General features: G+C 74.0%; 19 protein-coding genes. 5 read left to right on the forward strand and 14 right to left on the reverse strand.

The features are described from left to right. Positions 1 to 37 precede the first annotated feature (37 nt). The 3 genes from ACWPWV_RS19195 to ACWPWV_RS19205 all read right to left on the reverse strand — a co-directional run bounded on the left by ACWPWV_RS19195 (position 38) and on the right by ACWPWV_RS19205 (position 3,764). On the reverse strand, positions 38 to 1,132 hold the full coding sequence (locus tag ACWPWV_RS19195; protein WP_454044477.1) for a BMP family lipoprotein: 1,095 nt from the start codon (positions 1,130 to 1,132) through the stop codon (positions 38 to 40). A 242-nt stretch (positions 1,133 to 1,374) separates the two neighbouring features. Further along, on the reverse strand, positions 1,375 to 2,598 hold the full coding sequence (locus tag ACWPWV_RS19200; RefSeq protein WP_454044478.1) for an amidohydrolase: 1,224 nt from the start codon (positions 2,596 to 2,598) through the stop codon (positions 1,375 to 1,377). Then, positions 2,595 to 3,764, reverse strand: coding sequence for a mannose-1-phosphate guanylyltransferase (locus tag ACWPWV_RS19205; RefSeq protein WP_454044479.1), 1,170 nt, complete (start codon positions 3,762 to 3,764; stop codon positions 2,595 to 2,597). Before ACWPWV_RS19205 ends, ACWPWV_RS19200 begins: the two co-directional genes overlap by 4 nt. A 234-nt stretch (positions 3,765 to 3,998) precedes the next feature. Between ACWPWV_RS19205 and sdhC the strand changes: the two genes are divergently transcribed. The 4 genes from sdhC to ACWPWV_RS19225 all read left to right on the forward strand — a co-directional run bounded on the left by sdhC (position 3,999) and on the right by ACWPWV_RS19225 (position 7,539). Beyond that, positions 3,999 to 4,382 (forward strand): succinate dehydrogenase, cytochrome b556 subunit, encoded by a 384-nt coding sequence (gene sdhC, locus ACWPWV_RS19210; RefSeq protein WP_454044480.1) that lies wholly within the window; start codon positions 3,999 to 4,001, stop codon positions 4,380 to 4,382. Next, positions 4,382 to 4,840 carry a succinate dehydrogenase hydrophobic membrane anchor subunit gene (locus ACWPWV_RS19215; protein ID WP_454044481.1) on the forward strand — a complete coding sequence of 153 codons (459 nt, stop codon included), beginning with the start codon at positions 4,382 to 4,384 and terminating at the stop codon, positions 4,838 to 4,840. The genes sdhC and ACWPWV_RS19215 overlap by 1 nt, the downstream gene beginning before the upstream one ends. 78 nt (positions 4,841 to 4,918) lie before the next feature. After that, positions 4,919 to 6,763, forward strand: coding sequence for a succinate dehydrogenase flavoprotein subunit (gene sdhA / locus ACWPWV_RS19220; RefSeq protein WP_454044482.1), 1,845 nt, complete (start codon positions 4,919 to 4,921; stop codon positions 6,761 to 6,763). Beyond that, positions 6,763 to 7,539 (forward strand): succinate dehydrogenase iron-sulfur subunit, encoded by a 777-nt coding sequence (locus tag ACWPWV_RS19225; protein WP_454044483.1) that lies wholly within the window; start codon positions 6,763 to 6,765, stop codon positions 7,537 to 7,539. Before sdhA ends, ACWPWV_RS19225 begins: the two co-directional genes overlap by 1 nt. Before the next feature lie 102 nt (positions 7,540 to 7,641). On the opposite strand, the gene ACWPWV_RS19230 is transcribed toward ACWPWV_RS19225, so the two are convergent. From ACWPWV_RS19230 to sigE, 7 genes are all read right to left on the reverse strand, one after another. After that, the gene (locus ACWPWV_RS19230; RefSeq protein WP_454044484.1) at positions 7,642 to 8,757 is read right to left on the reverse strand and encodes a YihY/virulence factor BrkB family protein; all 1,116 of its coding nucleotides are present in this window, start codon (positions 8,755 to 8,757) and stop codon (positions 7,642 to 7,644) included. 9 nt (positions 8,758 to 8,766) lie between these two features. Continuing rightward, positions 8,767 to 9,330, reverse strand: coding sequence for a 2'-5' RNA ligase family protein (locus tag ACWPWV_RS19235; RefSeq protein ID WP_454044485.1), 564 nt, complete (start codon positions 9,328 to 9,330; stop codon positions 8,767 to 8,769). Next, positions 9,327 to 10,427, reverse strand: a complete 1,101-nt coding sequence (gene trpS, locus ACWPWV_RS19240; protein ID WP_454044486.1) for a tryptophan--tRNA ligase — start codon at positions 10,425 to 10,427, stop codon at positions 9,327 to 9,329. Before trpS ends, ACWPWV_RS19235 begins: the two co-directional genes overlap by 4 nt. Positions 10,428 to 10,501: 74 nt before the next feature. Continuing rightward, positions 10,502 to 10,843, reverse strand: coding sequence for a Sec-independent protein translocase TatB (locus ACWPWV_RS19245; RefSeq protein WP_454044487.1), 342 nt, complete (start codon positions 10,841 to 10,843; stop codon positions 10,502 to 10,504). Between the two features lie 9 nt (positions 10,844 to 10,852). Then, positions 10,853 to 12,316, reverse strand: coding sequence for a trypsin-like peptidase domain-containing protein (locus ACWPWV_RS19250; protein WP_454044488.1), 1,464 nt, complete (start codon positions 12,314 to 12,316; stop codon positions 10,853 to 10,855). Further along, positions 12,313 to 13,242 carry a zf-HC2 domain-containing protein gene (locus tag ACWPWV_RS19255; RefSeq protein ID WP_454044489.1) on the reverse strand — a complete coding sequence of 310 codons (930 nt, stop codon included), beginning with the start codon at positions 13,240 to 13,242 and terminating at the stop codon, positions 12,313 to 12,315. The genes ACWPWV_RS19250 and ACWPWV_RS19255 overlap by 4 nt, the downstream gene beginning before the upstream one ends. After that, the gene (gene sigE / locus ACWPWV_RS19260; protein WP_454044490.1) at positions 13,239 to 13,862 is read right to left on the reverse strand and encodes an RNA polymerase sigma factor SigE; all 624 of its coding nucleotides are present in this window, start codon (positions 13,860 to 13,862) and stop codon (positions 13,239 to 13,241) included. The genes ACWPWV_RS19255 and sigE overlap by 4 nt, the downstream gene beginning before the upstream one ends. A 223-nt stretch (positions 13,863 to 14,085) precedes the next feature. Between sigE and ACWPWV_RS19265 the strand changes: the two genes are divergently transcribed. Continuing rightward, positions 14,086 to 14,739, forward strand: a complete 654-nt coding sequence (locus tag ACWPWV_RS19265; protein ID WP_454044608.1) for an O-methyltransferase — start codon at positions 14,086 to 14,088, stop codon at positions 14,737 to 14,739. Positions 14,740 to 14,752: 13 nt separating this feature from the next. On the opposite strand, the gene ACWPWV_RS19270 is transcribed toward ACWPWV_RS19265, so the two are convergent. From ACWPWV_RS19270 to folP, 4 genes are all read right to left on the reverse strand, one after another. After that, complete coding sequence (locus ACWPWV_RS19270) at positions 14,753 to 16,402, reverse strand: leucyl aminopeptidase family protein (RefSeq protein ID WP_454044491.1); 1,650 nt, start codon at positions 16,400 to 16,402, stop codon at positions 14,753 to 14,755. A gap of 21 nt (positions 16,403 to 16,423) precedes the next feature. Then, positions 16,424 to 16,591 (reverse strand): DUF3117 domain-containing protein, encoded by a 168-nt coding sequence (locus tag ACWPWV_RS19275; protein ID WP_069387794.1) that lies wholly within the window; start codon positions 16,589 to 16,591, stop codon positions 16,424 to 16,426. A gap of 170 nt (positions 16,592 to 16,761) precedes the next feature. Further along, on the reverse strand, positions 16,762 to 18,006 hold the full coding sequence (locus tag ACWPWV_RS19280; RefSeq protein WP_454044492.1) for a hypothetical protein: 1,245 nt from the start codon (positions 18,004 to 18,006) through the stop codon (positions 16,762 to 16,764). Continuing rightward, on the reverse strand, positions 18,003 to 18,920 hold the full coding sequence (gene folP / locus ACWPWV_RS19285) for a dihydropteroate synthase (protein WP_454044609.1): 918 nt from the start codon (positions 18,918 to 18,920) through the stop codon (positions 18,003 to 18,005). Before folP ends, ACWPWV_RS19280 begins: the two co-directional genes overlap by 4 nt. Between the last annotated feature and the right edge of the window lie 10 nt (positions 18,921 to 18,930).

The following is an 18,930-nucleotide window of genomic DNA, read 5'->3' on the forward strand; positions in this document are numbered from 1 at the left end:
CCCGCGCACGCGGGGACGACGGGTCCTCAGCCTGTCGTCACGGGGTGTTCGTCGACTCCACGACGAGGTCGCCCGCGATGATCTGCTCCTGGTACTCGGCGAGCTTGTCCTGCAGCTCGGTGGGCACCGCGTCCTCGAAGTCGTGGAACGGGGCCAGGCCCACGCCCTCGTTCTCGAGCGTGCCGACGTACGGCTCGTTGGTGAAGTTGCCGTCGACCGACTCGCTCACCGTGTCGAAGACGGCCGGGCCGATCTGCTTCATCACGGACGTGATGATGAGGTCGCCGTACTCCGTGGTGAGGAAGCCGTCGGAGTCGACCCAGATGATCTTCGCGCCGCCGCTCTGCGCCGCCGCGGCGGCACCCAGGCCGACCGGGCCGGCGACCGGCATGATGATGTCGGCGCCCTGGTCGATGAAGCCCTGGGCGAGGTTCTGGCCGTTCGCCTGGTTCTCGAAGTCACCGGTGAAGGAGCCCGTCTGGGCCTCCTTGTCCCAGCCGAGGACCTTGACGTCGGTGCCCTCGTCCTCGTTGTACTTCGCGACGCCGTCGACGAAGCCGTCCATGAAGATCGCGACGGACGGGATCTGGATGCCGCCGAACGTCGCGACGGTGCCCGTCTCGCTCATGCCCGCGGCGAGGTACCCGGCGAGGAACGCCGCCTCGGCCGTGTTGAAGAGGATCGGCTTCGCGTTGTCGAGCTCGACCGGGTTGAAGTCGGCGTCCGAGAACGAGGAGTCGATGAGGGCGAAGTTCGTGTCGGTGTTCGCCTCGGCCGCGGCCTGGATCGGGTCCTCGAGGAGGAAGCCGACGCCGATGACGAGGTTGCAGCCCTGCTGGACCAGGTTGTCGATGTTGGGCCCGTAGTCGGTGTCGGCGGACGACTCGACCTCGGTCGCCGTGATGCCGAGCTCGGACTCCGCCTGCTCGAGCCCTTCGAACCCGGCCTGGTTGAACGACTGGTCGTCGAAGCCGCCCGCGTCGGAGACCATGCACGCCGAGAAGTCGGTGTTGCCTCCGGCCGTGTCCTCGCCGCCGCCCGTGGTCTCGTCGTCCTCCGGCGCCGCGCCGCACGCGGCCAGCGCGAGCGCGGCCGCGGCCGCGAGCGCGGAGAACTGCATTGCTCTCTTCACGATGAGCTCCTGTCGATGTCCGTCACTGGCCGCCGGTCGTGACCGCGATCCACCCGGGCGCCGTTGCGCGGGAGGACCACGGGGTCCGTCAGCCTCTATGGAGGGAAGACTAATCAGCCGGATGCGTCGCGGACGTTACTTGTCGGTAACGCCGCTGCTTCGTTATGCAAGCGTCACTTTGCGTCTGAGGCGTGACACACGCCCGTCCACGGGTCGAGACCGGTTCACCCGGTAGGGGCCGCTCAGCCCAGGGCGACGCGTGCGAGGAGCCGCGTGCCGGCGTCGACGGCGCGCTCGTCCACCTGCAGATCACCCTGGTGGATGTCGTAGGCACGGCCGCCCGGCGTGCGCGTGCCCAGCCGAGCCATCGCCCCCGGCACCTTGGTGAGGTACCAGGCGAAGTCCTCGCCGCCGAGCGACTGCTCCGTCAGCAGGACCGAGCCGGCGCCGAGGACGTCGCGCGCGGCGGCCTCGAGCAGCCCCGTGCAGCGCTCGTCGTTCTCGACCGGCGGCACGCCGCGCGTGTGGTGCACGGTCACCTCGACCTCGTACGGCGCCACGACCTGCTCGACGGCGTCGTGCAGCACCTGTCCCGCGAACTCCCACGCGCGCACGTCGAGGCAGCGCAGCGTGCCCCGCACCGTGCCCGTGCTGGGGATCGCGTTGTGCGCCGACCCGGCGTGCACGGCTCCCCACGTGAGGTTGACGCCCGAGCGCGGGTCCAGCCGTCGTCCGAGCACGGCCGGGACCTGCGTGATCACCTGCCCCAGCGCGTACACCACGTCCCCCGTGAGGTGGGGGCGCGACGTGTGGCCGCCCGGGCTCGCGATCGTCACGGACACCTCGTCGGACGCGGACGTGATGGGGCCGATCCGGGTCCCGATGTGGCCGACGTCGACCTTCGGGTCGCAGTGGATCGCGAAGATCTCGTCCACGCCGTCGAGGCCGCCCGCCGCGAGCACGTCGAGCGACCCGCCGGGCTGGACCTCCTCGGCGGGCTGGAAGATCAGCCGGACCCCGCGGCGCAGCCCGACCTCGGCGTGCAGGTCCGCGAGCACGAGCCCGGCGCCCAGCACCGCCGCGGTGTGCACGTCGTGGCCGCACGCGTGCGCGACGCCGCTCACCGTCGACGCCCACGGCAGCCCGCAGCGGTCCTGCAGCGGCAGCGCGTCGAGGTCCGCGCGCAGCGCGACGCGACCCGGGGCGGGCACGAGCGCGCCGTCCGCCGCCGGGACGAGGTCGCCCGGCACGGGCCCGACGTCGCACACGAGCCCGGTGCCCGGCAGCGGCTGCGGGTCGAGCCCCGCCGTCCGCAGGCGCTCGGCGAGGAGCGCCGTCGTCCGCGTCTCGGCGCGCGACACCTCCGGGTGCTGGTGGAGGTCGCGCCGGATCCCGACGAGCTCGCCGGCGTGGCGCGCCGCGGAGGCCTCGAGCAGCCCGGCGATGCCGTCCTGCCGGGCGCTCACAGCAGCTCGTCCATCCCCAGCTCGCGCACGGCGTCGACCATCGACTTCACCTGCTGCGCCCTCGCCCGCGTGGTCACCAGCAGGGCGTCGGGCGTGTCGACGACGACCACGTCGTCCAGACCGAGCACGGTCACCACGCGGTCGCCGGCCGGCACGACGACCGACCCGGCGCTGTCGCGGCGCACCACCTTGCCCGTGTCGCCGAGCACCTTCGCGCCCGCACCGTCCACCGACGGGAGCAACGCGGCGAGCGAGTTGAAGTCGCCGACGTCGTCCCAGCCGAACGTGCCGGGCACGACGGCCACGCCGCCCACGGCCGCGACCGGCTCGGCGACGGCGTGGTCGATGGCGATCTTCTCGAGCGCCGGCCACGTCTCGGCGAGCACGCGCTCGCGGTCCGGGCCGTCCCACGCCGCGGCGACCGTGCGCAGCCCGTCGTGCAGCTCCGGGCGCTGGTCCGCGAGGTGGGCCAGGAGGACCGACGCGCGGACGATGAACATCCCCGCGTTCCACCGGTACTCGCCCGACGCGATGTACTGCTGCGCCGTCGCCGCGTCCGGCTTCTCGGTGAAGCCCCTCACGTGCAGGGCGCTCGGCGCCCCCTCGACCCCGAGCGGCTCGCCGCTGTGCACGTACCCGAAGGCCGTGGAGGGCCGGGAGGCCGCGATCCCGATGGTCACGACGTACCCGGCGCGCGCGGCCTCGACCGCCTCCCGCACCGACGCCTCGAACGCGTCGTGCCCCGTGATGACCTGGTCGGCCGCGAACGAGCCGATGACGACGTCGCCGTGCCGGCGCTCGAGCACGGCGGCGGCGAGCCCGATGGCCGCCATGGAGTCGCGCGGCGACGGCTCCGCGAGGACGTTCTCGCCGGGGAGCGCGGGCAGCTGGGCCCGCGCCGCCGCGACGTGCCGCTCGCCCGTCACGAGCACGACGCCCTCGTCGCCCGTCAGGGGCGTCAGCCGGTCGACCGTCGCCTGCAGCAGCGTGCGGCCCGACCCCGTGAGGTCGAGCAGGAACTTCGGCGCCGTGGCCCGCGACAGCGGCCACAGCCGCGTCCCGGCGCCGCCCGCGGGCACCACGGCGTAGAAGCCGTCGATCGGCGACCCGGGGCCCCGGGAGGCGTTCGTCGGCGTGGCGGAGGGCTGGGCGGGCGAAGGGACCATGAGGGCAGCATAGTGACGGTCGGGGTTCCCCCGTCGGCTGTGGGATCAGTCACAAACAGCCCGCACCAGGCCCTCGCACGGCCTTCGGCGGTCCGCATCATGACGCCGATGTCACTATGGTGGAAGCCCAGAGACTGATGCCGACGAGGGCGCTCCGTGGTTCGGGACACCGGTCCCGGCCGCACCGGGTCCGCCCGGCATCTCCCCCTGATCTCGCCACAGGAGGCCCCCAAAGTGCCCAGTGCACCAGCTGGCACGCTCTACCGCGGCCGTGAAGGCATGTGGTCGTGGGTCGCGCACCGCGTGACCGGCGTGCTCATCTTCTTCTTCCTCCTCGTCCACGTGCTCGACACGGCACTGGTACGAGTCTCGCCCGAGGCGTACAACGCCGTCATCGGCACCTACCAGACGCCGATCATGGGGCTGGGCGAGGCGGGCCTCGTGGCCGCGATCGTCTTCCACGCGTTCAACGGCATCCGGATCATCCTCGTCGACTTCTGGGCCAAGGGTCCGCGGTACCAGCGCACGATGCTGTGGGTCGTCGTCGGCCTGTTCGTCGTGACGATGGCCGGGTTCCTGCCGCGTCACCTCATGAACGTCTTCGGAGGGGGGCACTGATGGCCGCCGCACCCACGGTGGAGGTCGCCGCGCCGCGCGACCCGTACCGGCGCCGCACGTCCACGCGCAGCAACTACGAGCTGTACAGCTGGATCTTCATGCGCGCCTCCGGCGTCGTGCTGATCGTCCTGATCTTCGGCCACCTCTTCGTCAACCTCATGGTCGGCGAGGGCGTGCACGCCATCGACTTCGGCTTCGTCGCCGGCAAGTGGGCGTCGCCGTTCTGGCAGGTCTGGGACCTCCTCATGCTGTGGCTCGCCATGTTCCACGGCACCAACGGCGTGCGGACGATCATCAACGACTACGCGGAGCGCGACGGCACCCGGCTCGTGCTCAAGCTCGCGCTGTACCTCGCCTTCACGGTCGTCACGGTGCTCGGCACCCTCGTCATCTTCACGTTCGAGCCGTGCCCCGCGAACGCGCCGGCCGAGCTGCTCGCCTCGTTCTGCTTCGACTGACGCCCGCAGGACGCGACGCCCCCACCCCCCGCCGTCCGCGGCACCACCTCAGCTCTCTCCCAGGAGGCATCGGAACCGATGCAAACCCATCAGTACGACGTCGTCATCGTCGGCGCCGGCGGCGCCGGGATGCGCGCGGCGCTGGAGTCGTCCGGCCAGGTCCGCACCGCCGTCATCTCCAAGCTCTACCCGACGCGCTCCCACACGGGCGCGGCGCAGGGCGGCATGTGCGCCGCCCTCGCGAACGTCGAGGAGGACAACTGGGAGTGGCACACGTTCGACACCGTCAAGGGCGGTGACTACCTCGTCGACCAGGACGCCGCGGAGATCATGGCCAAGGAGGCCATCGACGCCGTCCTCGACCTCGAGCGCATGGGCCTGCCGTTCAACCGCACGCCCGAGGGCCGCATCGACCAGCGCCGCTTCGGCGGGCACACGCGCAACCACGGCGAGGCCGCGGTCCGCCGCTCGTGCTACGCCGCGGACCGCACCGGGCACATGATCCTCCAGACGCTCTACCAGCAGTGCGTCAAGCAGGACGTCGAGTTCTTCAACGAGTTCTACGTCCTCGACCTCATCACCGACCACGACCTCGCGGCCGGCGACGTGCCCGACGGCGAGACGGTCACCGCGACGGGCGTCGTCGCCTACGACCTCGCGACCGGCGAGATCCACGTCTTCCAGGCGAAGGCGATCATCTTCGCGACCGGTGGCGCGGGCAAGATCTTCAAGACGACGTCCAACGCCCACACGCTCACGGGCGACGGCATGGCCCTCGCCTACCGGCGCGGCCTGCCGCTCGAGGACATGGAGTTCTTCCAGTTCCACCCGACGGGCCTCGCGGGTCTCGGCATCCTCCTCTCGGAGGCCGCGCGCGGCGAGGGCGGCATCCTGCGCAACGCCGACGGCGAGCGCTTCATGGAGCGGTACGCCCCGACGATCAAGGACCTCGCACCGCGCGACATCGTCGCCCGCTCGATGGCGAACGAGGTCCGCGAGGGTCGCGGCGCCGGGCCGAACAAGGACTACGTCCTGCTCGACCTCACGCACCTCGAGCCCGCGCACATCGACGCCAAGCTGCCGGACATCACCGAGTTCGCGCGCACGTACCTGGGCATCGAGCCCTACACCGAGCCCGTCCCGGTCTACCCCACCGCGCACTACGCGATGGGCGGCATCCCGACCAACGTCGACGCCGAGGTGCTGCGCGACAGCCACAACGTCGTGAAGGGGCTCTACGCCGCGGGCGAGGTCGCGTGCGTGAGCGTCCACGGCTCGAACCGCCTGGGCACCAACTCCCTGCTCGACATCAACGTCTTCGGCAAGCGTGCCGGGCGCACGGCCGCCGCCTACGCGGCGACCGCGCAGTACTCCGAGCTGCCCGAGAACCCGGCCGCCGCCGTGATCGCCCAGCTCGAGGAGATGCGCAACCGTCCCGACGGGGAACGCGTCGCCGAGGTGCGCAAGGCGCTCCAGGAGACCATGGACGCGAACGCCCAGGTGTTCCGCACGGGCGAGTCGCTCAACCAGGCGCTGTCCGACATCCGCGAGCTCCAGAAGCGGTACCGCGACGTCTCGGTGCAGGACAAGGGCCGGATGTTCAACACCGACCTCCTCGAGGCGATCGAGCTCGGCTTCCTGCTCGACATCGCGGAGGTCACGGTCGTCGCCGCCCTCAACCGCAAGGAGTCGCGCGGCGGCCACTACCGCGAGGACTACCCCGGCCGCGACGACGCGAACTACATGCTGCACACGATGGCCTACCGCCGTCCGACGACGGCCGAGACGTCCGACGACGCCCTCGTGGACGGGCACGTGCCCGGCTACTTCGACCACGTCGAGTCGTTCGACGGCTACAAGGTCGCCCTGGGCTCGAAGCCCGTCACCCAGACCCGGTACGAGCCCATGGAGCGGAAGTACTGATGACTGCCACACTCGAGAGCCCGGCCGCACCCGCGCCCGAGGCCAAGGCCGGGGAGATCCCCTCGTTCGAGGTCACCCTCCGGATCCGGCGCTACTCCCCCGAGTCGGCGCACGGCGACGACGCGTACTGGGACGAGTTCACGGTCCTCGCGCACGGGACGGACCGCGTGCTAGACGCGCTGCACAAGATCAAGTGGGAGCACGACGGCTCGCTCACGTTCCGCCGCTCGTGCGCGCACGGCGTGTGCGGCTCCGACGCGGTCCGCATCAACGGTCGCAACCGCCTCGCGTGCAAGACGCTCCTCAAGGACGTCAACCCCGACAAGCCCATCACGGTCGAGCCCATCAAGGGCCTGCCCGTGGTCAAGGACCTCGTCGTGGACATGGAGCCGTTCTTCGCGTCGTACCGCGAGATCATGCCGTTCCTCATCACGTCGGGGAACGAGCCGAGCAAGGAGCGCCTGCAGTCCGCCGAGCAGCGCGAGCGCTTCGACGACACCACGAAGTGCATCCTGTGCGCCGCGTGCACCTCGTCGTGCCCCGTGTTCTGGACGGACGGCCAGTACTTCGGCCCGGCGGCGATCGTCAACGCGCACCGGTTCATCTTCGACAGCCGCGACGAGGGCGCCACGCAGCGCCTCGAGATCCTCAACGACAAGGAGGGCGTGTGGCGCTGCCGCACGACCTTCAACTGCACCGAGGCCTGCCCGCGCGGCATCGAGGTCACGAAGGCGATCCAGGAGGTCAAGCGCGCGATGATCACGCGCGCCTTCTGAGCCGGCTCCCGCTTCGCGCGTCGTCGCCCTGGCACGGGGTGGGGGTGCTGCCGCCCGGTCGTGGCAGCAGCACCCCCACCCCGTCGTCGTCTTCCTTCGAGCTCAGGTGCCGCGGGCGAGGCGGCCCTTGCGGAACCCGCGGACGACGGGGCTCCAGGGCCTGCCCCGGCCGTGGCCCGCTCGGACCTGCTCCTCCGGCCCGGGCTCGGCGTCGGCGCGGGCGTGACGGCCCGCGGCCGTCGCGGCGCCGTCGAGCACCGGGAGCTCGGGGCGGCCGTCGCGGGCGTGACGCGGGCCGCCGGGCTCCGGCTCGGGGACGCGCGGCGGGTCCGCCATCCAGGCGCACACGGCGAGCAGGATGCGGGCCGTGAAGTTGACGAGCAGGAGCAGCGTGACGAGGACGGCGAACGACGCGAGCAGGGCGTTGCGGCTCGCGCTGCCCGCGACGAACGACGACCCGAGGTAGCGCAGGGCGCCGAACGCAGCGGCGGCGGTGAGCGAGCCGACGACGAGGTCCCGCCGCCGTACGTCGACGCCCGCGAGCAGGACGACGACGAGCACGACGACGACGGCGTCGACCAGCACGCTCACGAGGACGCCCGCGACCGCCACGAGCAGCGCGGCGCCGCCCGAGAGCCCCAGAGCCGCCATGACGTGGTTGCCGAGGGTCGTGACGGCGACCGCCGCCGTGGCCGACACGAGGATCATGATCGCGAGCAGGACGAACCCGAGGAAGGCCCGCGCGCGCGCGAGCACAGGGCTCTGGCCCACGTCGCTGACGCCGAACATCGTGCGCACGGCGCCCCGCAGGTGGTACATGAACGAGACGGCGGAGAAGAGCAGGACGACCCCCGCGACGACGCTCGTCACGCTGAGGCCCGAGTCCAGCAGCAGGTCCTCGGGCCGGATCACCCCGCCCGCCCCGTCGACGGCGATGAGTCCCGGCACGAGGTCGTTGATCCACGCGAACACCGTGTCCATGAGCTCCTGGCGCCCGCCGAGCACCTGGACGAAGATCGTGTACCCGATCGTCAGTGCCGCGAAGAGCGAGAACAGCGCGGAGTACGCGATGCCGCCGCACAGCAGGGCGCCGCGGGAGTAGAGGTAGCGGTAGGTCGCGCGGCCGGGCCTGCTGTCCTTCCACCGCTCCGCCACGGCCGCCGCACGGTCCGTGACGCGCCGGACCGGCGTCGTCGCGAGGCGGTCCGGCGTGGTCACGCCCCGAGACTACGAGGCGTCCGCAGGGTGGGCATCCCCGGTCAGGTGGAAGAGCCGGCGAGGCCGCCACACGGCGTCGTCGCCGTGCTCGTAGAGGTGGAACCCGTCCACCGCGAACTCCGCCTCGTAGGCCGCCATCTCGTCGAACGCGCGGTCGAGGGACGCGTCGTCCACCTCGTGCGCGACCGTGACGTGCGGGTGGTAGTTGAAGCGCAGGTCCTGCTCGAGAGGCCCGCTGCGCACGACGCTCTCCAGGTGCTCGCACTCGGCGATGCCCTCGACCACCTGGACGAACACGACCGGCGAGACGGGCCGGAAGGTCGCGCTCCCCCGCAGGTGGATCCGGAACGGCGCGGCACCGGCCGCGACGCCCGCGAGGTGCGCGCCGACCTCCTCGAGCTGCTCCGGGTCGAGCACCGTGGGACCCAGGAGCGTGATGTGCGGCGGGATGAGCGCGGCGAGCGGGTCGCCGAACCGCGCCCGTGCCGCCTGGAGCTCGGGGCCGAACGGGGCGGGGACCTCGATCGCGATACCGACCCGGACCTGCGAGGGCCCGCGTTCCGGGAGGTTCACGCCGTCGTCCCCCCGACGGGGAGCAGGCCGACCCGGTCGTAGACCCGTGCGAGCGTCCCCGCGGCGATCTCGCGCGCCTTCTGCGCGCCCCGCGCGAGGACCGCGTCCAGCTCGGCCGGGTCCGCGAGGTACGAGTTCGCCCGCTCCTGGAACGGCGTGAGGAACTCCACGACCACCTCGGCCAGGTCCACCTTGAGGTGCCCGTAGCCGCGACCGTCGTACTCGGCGGCGATCGCCTCGACGTCGCGGCCGGTGAGCGCCGAGAAGATCGTCAGGAGGTTCGACACGCCGGGCTTCGCGACCGGGTCGTAGCGGATCTCGTTCTCGGAGTCGGTCGCGGCCGACCGGATGCGCTTCGCGGCGACCTTCGGGTCCTCGAGGAGCCAGATGACGCCCTTGCCGTTCGACGAGGACTTGCTCATCTTCGCGGTCGGCTCCTGGAGGTCGTAGATCTTCGCGACGGACCGGACGATGTGGGGCTCGGGGACCACGGCCGTGCCGTCGCCGAAGCGCGCGTTGAGACGCTCCGCGAGGTTGCGCGCGAGCTCCAGGTGCTGGCGCTGGTCCTCGCCGACCGGCACGAGCGCGGCGTCGTACAGGAGGATGTCCGCAGCCATGAGCACCGGGTAGGTGAAGAGGCCCACCGTCGTGCCCTCCGCGCCCTGCTTCGCGGACTTGTCCTTGAACTGCGTCATCCGGCCGGCCTCGCCGAAGCCGGTCTGGCACGAGAGCACCCAGGACAGCTCCGCGTGCTGCGGGACGTGCGACTGGACGAACAGCGCCGAGCGGTCCGGGTCGACGCCGCCGGCGAGGTACTGGGCCGCGGTGCGCCGGGTGCGCTCGCGCAGGCGCGCCGGGTCCGGGTTCACCGTGAGCGCGTGGAGGTCGACGACGCAGTAGAGGGCGTCGTAGGAGTCCTGCAGCGCGACCCACTGCGTCAGCGCGCCGATGTAGTTGCCGAGCTGCAGCGAGTCCTCGGTGGGCTGCATCCCGGACAGGATGCGCGGGGCGGTCCCGGGCGGCCTGGTCCCGGTCTGCGACGACGCGGTCCCCGCTGCCGTCCGTGCCGTTCCGGTCTCGGTCACCTCGATGGACATTCGCCCATTCTGACAGGTCACCGGTCACCGGCCGAATCGCGCCCGCCGCTCCCGCTCCGCGGTGGCCGGAGCGGTCAGGTGGCCTCGTCGTCGAACGGCGCGGGGCCGCCCGGTGCGGTCGGGGCCGGGGGCGGCGGGTGCTGGACGCGTGCCGGTGCCGGGTCGTCGTCGAGCAGCGCCTCGCGCACGATGCGTCGCGGGTCGTACTGGCGCGGGTCCAGCTTCGACCAGTCGACGTCGCCGATCTCCTCGCCGATCTCGGCGTCGACCCGCGCCTTCGCGTCGCGGAGGTAGCCGCGCGCCGAGCGCACGAAGCCCCCGAGCTGCTCGGCGTACCGGGGCAGCCGTTCGGGACCGATGATGATCACCGCGACGACGAGGAGCACGACGAACTCGGCTCCGTTAATCCCGAACACTGCGTCAGACTACTCGCTCGTCGCCTCGTCGAGGACGACGCGCACGTCGCGCTCCTGCCCGTCGGTCCGCACACGCAGCGTGACCGCGTCGCCCGGAGCCTTCGCGCGGATCGCGACGATGAGCTCGTCGGACTCCGTGACGGGGCGTCCGTCGATCGACAGGATGACGTCGCCCGGTCGGATCCCGGCGGCGTCCGCGGGACCCTCGGGCGTCACGGCCTGCTGCCCCTGCTGCGCGTCGGTCGAGACCTGGACGCCCTCGCCCTGGTACCGCTGGTCGAGGAGCACCCCGATGACCGGGTAGGTGGCGACGCCGTCCGCGATGAGCTGCTCCGCCGTGCGCCGCGCCTGGTTGGAGGGGATCGAGAACCCGAGCCCGATGCTCCCCGTGGCCGCCATGGCCCCCGGTGGCTGCGCGATGGCCGAGTTGATCCCGACGACCTCGCCCTGCCCGTTGACGAGCGGACCGCCCGAGTTGCCGGGGTTGATCGCCGCGTCGGTCTGGATCGCGTTGATGAAGGCCGTCTGCGCCGCCTCCCCGGCCTGCACGGGCCGGTTGAGCGCGCTGACGATGCCCGTCGTGACCGTGCCGTTGAGCCCGAGGGGCGCCCCCACGGCGACCACGGGGTCCCCGACGGCCACGCCGTCGGAGTCGCCCAGCGCGAGCGGGGTCAGGCCAGAGTCCTCGACCTTGACGACCGCCAGGTCGTAGTCGACCGTCCGGCCGACGAGCTCGGCCGGGCTCTCGTGGCCGTCGGCGAACAGCACGACGACCTCTCCGCCGTCCGCGGCACCGGCCACGACGTGGTTGTTGGTGAGGATGTACCCGTCCTCCGTGAGCACGAAGCCGGAGCCGGTCGCGACGCCGTCCCCTCCTCGCACCTGCAGCGACACGACGCTGGGCAGCACGGTCGCGGCGATGTCCGCGACGGAGCCCGGCGCACGCTCCACGTCGGCCTCGACGCTCGCCGCGGGGAGCGTGACCGACGCCCGCTGCGACGGCGCGTCGAGGAGGCGGTCCGCCGCCACCCCGCCGAGCGCCCCCGCGACGAGCGCCAGGACGACGAGGCTCACGACGCTCCCCACGCCCAGCCGTCGGCGCCGTCCCGCGACGACCGGCGGCGCCACGAGCGTCGGGTCCACCGTCGGCCGGCCGGCGTCGGGGTGAGCGGCCAGGGGCGAGGACGCACCGTGCTGGTCGAACGAGCGCAACGGGTCCCACGGGTCCTGCGCCGGGGCGCCCGCGGCGAGGTGCGGCGTCCCGGGCGTGGCGGCGCCGGTCGCGGTCGCGCCGGGGGGCAGCGGCGTCGTCCCCGGGACGGGGTCCCCCGTGCGCGCCGGGGGCGGCGGGACCGGGACGGCGCCGGGCGCGATGCGGGCGACGGGCCGGTACGCCGACGGCGGCGCGAACGGGTTGTGCTCCGCGCCGTCCGGGCGCTGCGGGGCGTCGCCGCCCGTCGAGGGGTCGGTCATGAGGTGCCGAGCGCTCCTGTCATGGTCGTCCAGCCCCGGGAGATGCGCGCCGGGACCCCGGCATCGTAGTCGCGGTCGGGGAACGCCGCCACGAGGTCGGCCAGCACCTCGTCCTCGGTGTCCGCGACGACGTCGATCACCGTGTCGCCGGACTGCCAGACGACGTGCCACGGGTCCTCGGACAGCACGTGCACGCGGCGGCCGTCGACGTCCCACGTGCCGAGACCGGCGAGAGCCGCCTCGTCGAGGAGCCCCACCTGCTCGCGGACGACGACCTCGCCCGTGGGGGTGACGAGGTCGATCTCGAGGACCTGCCGCGCCGCGTCCTCGCGCACGGCCGCCACCGTGACGCCCTCCGGCAGCTCCGACGGACCGGTCCAGCCCTGCGCCACCAGCGACGCGAGACCGTCGTCGGCCCGCGTCTCCGCGGCGCCCGCGGTGCCCGCCGCGGTGATCCGCGGGGCCGCCTGGGCCAGCACCGTCAGGGGGTCGGAGCGGTGCAGCTCGGGGGTGACGACGGGGCTCTCGCCGAGCGCGAACAGGCCGACGGCCGCGACCCCGACGCCCCCGGCGACCACCATCGCGACGCGCCGGCGCAGCGCACCGCCGCGCAGCTCGCCGCTCCACGCGCCGGGCGGCAGGACGGGGCGCTGCGCCCACGGGTCGCCGGCCGCCGGGGCGCGGCGCAACGGGTCCTGCTCGCTCGGAGGGATCTGGGCCGAGAGGGCGAGCAGCCGCGCCGTGAGGTCGGGCGCGGGCTCGACGTGGGCGGCGGCGCTCAGCGCACGACGGGCCGACCGGGCCGCGGCGAGCTCGTCGGCGCAGCGTGCGCACCCGGCCACGTGGCCGAGAGCGCGCTCCGCCTCGGCCGGCGAGAGCTGGCCGTCGACGAGCGCGGAGAGCCGCGAGCCCAGGTGGGACGTCACGCCACCTCCTGGGCGGTGGGCACGACCGTCTCGCCCGCCGGGGTGGCCGGTCGCTCGTGGGGGTCCCGGTGCGGGAGCGCCGCCCGCAGCTGGGCGCGAGCGCGGTGGATCCGCGAGCGGACGGTCCCGAGCTTGATCCCGAGCGTCAGGGCGATCTCCTCGTAGGACAGGCCCTCGATGTCGCACAGGACGACGGCCGCGCGGTACTCCGGGCTGAGGGCGTCGAGCGCGCGCTGGACGTCGTGGTCGAGGTTCGCGTGCTCGAACCCCCGCTCGGGCTGGGCGAGCTCGCCGCGGGCCGGGTAGTGGGAGTCGTCGTCCCCCATGGCCTCCATGCGGATCCGCTGCTTGCGGCGGACCTGGTCGAGGAAGAGGTTCGTCGTGATGCGGTGGAGCCAGCCCTCGAACGTGCCCGGCGTGTAGCTCGACAACGAGCGGAAGACGCGGACGAACGTCTCCTGGGTGAGGTCCTCCGCGTCGTGCCGGTTGCCCGTGAGCCGGTAGGCGAGCCGGAACACGCGGGCCGAGTGCTCGCGGACGATCTCGTCCCACGAGGGAGGGACCCATGCCGCCGCACCCTCCGGTGCGCTCGCAGGGTCCGCCGGTCGTCTGTCGCTCACACGGTCCATCGTCCCAGAAGAACGCCCGCCGACCGGTCGGTGTTCCCGCTCCCCGACCGGACCCGACCCGCACGTCCACGCGTCGCGCACACCTCGCCCGTCGCGTCGAGCGCCTCCCGGGCGCGGTGGGTGATCCCGGGTACGATCCCAGACAGGGCGCGTCCTGCGCCCGCCGTCGCACCGCCCGGTGCGAGGGTGCAGGCCCGAGCACGCGGAGGCTTCGATCAGCAGCGACGTCGGCACCAACCGCAGCGCCAAGGCGGCCAGCTGGGTGTACAGCGAGGAGTTCGTCCCCGAGGACGAGGTGCTCCTGCGCGCCCGCGACCGCGCCGCGGAGCTGGGCTGCCCGGCCATCCTGCCCGGGGCCGGGGCGGTCCTGCGCGTCCTCGCCGCGGCGCTCGGAGCACGCTCGGTCGTGGAGATCGGCACCGGCACCGGTGTCGCGTCGCTCTGGCTGCTGCGCGGGATGCCCGCGGACGGCGTGCTCACGACCATCGACGTCGAGGTGGAGCACCAGCGCGCGGCGAAGGAGGCCTTCGCCGAGGAAGGGCTGGCCCCCGCCCGCACCCGGACCATCCCCGGCCGGGCGAGCGACGTCCTGCCCCGCCTCACGGACGGCGCCTACGACCTCGTCCTCGTCGGTGCCGACAAGCACAGCTACCCCGAGTACGTCGAGCAGGGCCTGCGCCTCCTGCGCCCGGGCGGCGTCCTCGCCGTCGACGGCGCGCTGTCGCACGACCGCGTGGCCGACCCGGCACGACGCGACGAGGTCACGACCATCGTGCGCGAGGTCGGGCGCTCGCTGCGCGCCGACGACCGGGTCCTGCCGGCGCTCCTGCCCAGCGGCGACGGCCTCCTGCTAGCCGTGCGCCGCTGAGGACGACCGCTCGTCAGAGCCGGTCCAGCGCCGCCAGCAGCAGCCGCGCGCCGTAGCCGGTCGCTCCCTCGGTGATCTCGTGGCGGTCGGAGGTCGCCCGGGCCGGTCCCGCGATGTCGAGGTGGGCCCACGGCACGTCCCCGACGAACTCGCGCAGGAACAGCGCAGCCGTGATCGACCCTCCGCCGGGGCTCTCGAGCGGGACGTGGCGCAGGTCGGCCACCTCCGAGCGCAGGGCCGGCGCGTAGTCCGCGACGAGGGGCATGCGCCACACCCGCTCGCCGGTGACCTCCGCAGCGCCCTCGATCGCCGTCGCGAGCGCGTCGTCGGTCGCGTAGAGCGCGCCGTGGCCGCGTCCGAGACCCAGGCTCGCCGCGCCGGTGAGCGTCGCGACGTCGACGAGCACGTCCGGCGCCAGCTCCGCGAGGGCGAAGCCCAGCGCGTCCGCGAGGACGAGGCGGCCCTCGGCGTCCGTGTTCGCGACCTCGACCGTGCGCCCGGAGTACGTCCGCAGGACGTCACCCGGCCGGTACGACGCCGCCCCGACGTGGTTCTCCGCGAGGGGCAGGACCGCCGTCACGCGGTGGGCGACCCGGCGGTCCGCGGCACCGAGCACGACGGCGAGCGCGACGGCCGCGCCCGCCATGTCGGTCTTCATCGGCACCATGGCCTCGCGCGGCTTGATCGACAGCCCACCGGTGTCGTACGTGATCCCCTTGCCCACGACGACGACGTGGCGAGCTGAGGTGCCCGGGCGGTCCGCGGCGACGCCGTGGTCGCGCGGGTCGTAGGTCACCGTGACGAGGCGCGGCTCGCGCACCGAGCCCGCCCCGACGGCGAGGAGCGCGCCGAAGCCCTCGGCTGCGAGCTCGCGGACCCCGCGGACCCGGACGTCGAGCCCGCGCTCCTGCGCGAGCTCGCGCGCCCGCTCCGCGAGCCACGCCGGGTCCTTGACGTCGGCGGGCGTGTTCGCGAGGTCCCGGACGAGCCAGGTCGCGCCCGCGGCGCGGCGGGCCGCCTCGACGGCGGGCTCCGGGTCGTGGGCCGCCGACGAGGACAGCAGCACGAGCTGCTCGGCGGGCTCCTCGCTGCGGCGCCGTCCGGCGGACCGCTCCGTGCCGCGCGCGGAGGAGCCGGGCGCCGTCGGGCCGGGACGACGGGGCTGGCGGTACGCGGCGAGCAGGTAGCCCTCCACGAAGGCGCGCACGCCGTCCGCGTCCGCGTCGGCCGTCGCCGCGCTCACGACGCGCTCGAGCCCGCGGGCCGAGCGGGCGAGCGCTGCGCCGGCCCGGCGCAGCGAGGCGTCGTCGCCCGACCCGACGCCCAGGAGGACGAGCCGGGTCGGGAGGCCGGACCAGGGCAGCCGGCCGGCGGACCCCACGTGGGCGCGCGGCAGGTCGACGCGCACGACGTCGCCGGCGCGTCCCTCGAACGACGGACCTCCGGAGCGCTCGGCGAGCTCCGCGAGGTCGATGCCGTAGCGCACCGCCGCGTCGACGGTGCCCGCGCGGGGCTGGAGGCCGTCCCCCGGCTCCCGGGCGGGAGCCACCGCGACGACGAGCGCCGCGACGTCGCCGTCCGCGAGGAGCGGGGACTCGCTCACGGTCCCCCGGGCCGCCACCACGTCGGGCAACGGACGCGGGATCTCGGGCGCGGACGTCACGGCGCGCTCACGAGCCGCCAATCAGCCCACCACGGCCTGGAGCGCGTCGCCGAGCTCGCTGGCCTCGGTCGCGTTGAGCTCCACCACGAGCCGCCCACCGCCCTCGAGCGGGACGCGCATGACGATGCCTCGCCCTTCCTTGGTGACCTCCAGCGGGCCGTCACCCGTCCGCGGCTTCATCGCAGCCATTGGTGGCTCTCCATTTCCTAGTCCCGGGTTCACCCCGCGTGCGCGGGGAGGGGCGCCCATCGCGGCCCGACCGACGTCCGGGGATCCGCCACCGCGCACCCCGGACGCGCGTCCGACCTCCGACGACGCCCGCAGCACAGTCTAGTTCACACCGGCCCACGCCCCGGGCGTCACGGCGGCCAGCCCGACGGCGGGACGAGGCGCCACAGCTCCCACACCCACCACGCCTGCCCGACCACGAACGCCGCGCACACCGCGACGAGCCACGCCCGCGACCGGGTCCACCCGGCCGTGACCGCGCCGAGGGGGAACGCGAGGAGGAGGAAGCGCACGAGCGACGTGCCCGGCTGGACCGTCGCGACGAGGTAGGCGAGGTAGGCCCCTGCCCACGCGTGCATCTCCGGACCGAGACGCGCCGCGACGGGGTTGAGCACCAGGACCGCGACCACGACGAGGAGCAGCCCGAGGACCCAGGGCCCGGCGCCGTCGAACAGCCACCGCGACACGTCGACCCACGGCACGAACGGGACGACCTCCGCTCCCCCGCGCCACGCCTCCTGCGTGCGGAAGTAGGCCTGGTGCGTGCCCGTCACGAGCCCGCACAGCCACGGCCACAGCAGCCCGCTGCCGAGGGCCACGACGAGGAGACCGGTGAGGCGCGCGACGTCGGGCAGCCGCAGGTCGCCCCGGCGCCACCGGACGACCCCGTGCCAGACGACGACCGCCGCCATGGGCAGCGCGACCGCGCGCGTGAGCCCGAGGAGCAGGACCACGAGCGCCGCCCAGGCGTACCGGTGGCGGGCGACGAGCAGCAGCGACGCCGCGACCAGCAGCAGGGCGAGCGACTCCGTGTAGGCGACCTGGAGCACCGGGCTCGACGGGAAGACGCTGACGAGCAGCACGGTCGCGAGCGGCAGGCCGGGCCGCCGGGCGACGGCCGCCGCGCCCGCCGTGGCGACGAGCCGGTGGATCACGACGACGGCCCCCGCGCCGCACACGAGAGCGAGCGTCGGCGCCAGGACGTCCCAGCCGGCGCCGGTGACCGCGTCGAGGCCGCGGACGAGCGTCGGGAACAGCGGGAAGAAGGCCCACGCGTTCTGCTCGACGGTGCCGTCCTCGCCCACGGGGAGGACGGCGGGATAGCCGGACGCGTAGATCTGCTCGTACCAGCTCGCGTCCCACATGCGGCCCGTGTAGGCGAGGTACGACGGCGCCGCGCCGGTCCAGAGGTTCTCCTCCTGGGAGCGCGAGACGACGACCAGGACCGCCGCGCTCAGGGCGCGCGCGAGGCCGTAGACGGCGAGCGCCTGCACCCACCACGGCCACGAGCGCGGACGCAGGACCGGGCCCGCCCGACCCGAGGACCGGACGGTCGGCGCGCCCCGCGCGGGCGGTGCGGCGTGGGGCGTCCTCACGCCAGCCCTCGCAGCGCCCTCGCCGGCGGCTCCTCGTCGCGCACCGCCGCGACGAGGTCCAGCGCGCGGCGCGTCGCCGCGACGTCGTGCGCGCGGAACACCCGCGCGCCGAGCCAGGCGGCGACCGCGGTCGCGGCGAGGGTGCCCTCGAGGCGCTCGTCGGCGGGCAGGTCGAGGGTCTCGCCCACGAAGTCCTTGCGCGACAGGGCCATGAGGAGCGGGAAGCCCAGACCGGCGAGGACCTCCGTGCGCCGCAGCAGGTGCAGCGAGTGCCACGTGTTCTTGCCGAAGTCGTGCGTCGGGTCGACGAGCACGGAGCCACGCGGGACGCCGCACGCGACGGCCCGCTCGGCCGCGGCGCGCAGCGTCGCGACGACGTCCTGCACGACGCCGTCGCGGGGGTCCGCCGCGCCGGGCAGCGCCGGGTAGGCCACGCGGTACGGGTCGGTCCGCGGCGTCGCACCGCCCGTGTGGGAGCACACGACCCCGATGCCGCGCTCGCCCGCCACCTCGACCAGGTGCGGGTCGTGCCCGGCCCACGTGTCGTTGACGAGGTCGGCACCCGCGAGCGCCGCCTCGTGCGCGACCTCGGCCCGCCACGTGTCGACGCTGACCAGCAGCTCCGGGAACTCCTCGCGGACGCGGGCCACGAACGGCACGACCCGACGGATCTCCTCCGCCGTCGTGACCTCGGGGCCGACGCCCGCACGGACCCCGCCGACGTCGACGAGGTCCGCGCCCTCGTCGGCCGCGCGCGCCACGGCCGCGAGCGCCGCGCCGTCGTCGAGCTGGCGGGCACCCGCCCAGAACGAGTCGTCCGTCCGGTTGACGATCGCCATGACCGCAGGGCGCTCGAGCGCGCGCCCGCGCAGGACGAGCGTCGTGCCGCGCGGCGGCACGCCGACCGGGGGCAGGTCCACGCGC

It is taken from the genome of Cellulosimicrobium sp. Marseille-Q8652, from assembly GCF_965112045.1.

Bases quoted from the DNA above. Each gene is read 5' to 3' on its own strand.
- ACWPWV_RS19205 (WP_454044479.1), bottom strand. From the start codon at position 3,764: ATGGTCCCTTCGCCCGCCCAGCCCTCCGCCACGCCGACGAACGCCTCC.
- ACWPWV_RS19215 (WP_454044481.1), top strand. From the start codon at position 4,382: ATGGCCGCCGCACCCACGGTGGAGGTCGCCGCGCCGCGCGACCCGTAC.
- sdhA (WP_454044482.1), top strand. From the start codon at position 4,919: ATGCAAACCCATCAGTACGACGTCGTCATCGTCGGCGCCGGCGGCGCC.
- ACWPWV_RS19225 (WP_454044483.1), top strand. From the start codon at position 6,763: ATGACTGCCACACTCGAGAGCCCGGCCGCACCCGCGCCCGAGGCCAAG.
- trpS (WP_454044486.1), bottom strand. From the start codon at position 10,427: ATGTCCATCGAGGTGACCGAGACCGGAACGGCACGGACGGCAGCGGGG.
- ACWPWV_RS19250 (WP_454044488.1), bottom strand. From the start codon at position 12,316: ATGACCGACCCCTCGACGGGCGGCGACGCCCCGCAGCGCCCGGACGGC.
- ACWPWV_RS19275 (WP_069387794.1), bottom strand. From the start codon at position 16,591: ATGGCTGCGATGAAGCCGCGGACGGGTGACGGCCCGCTGGAGGTCACC.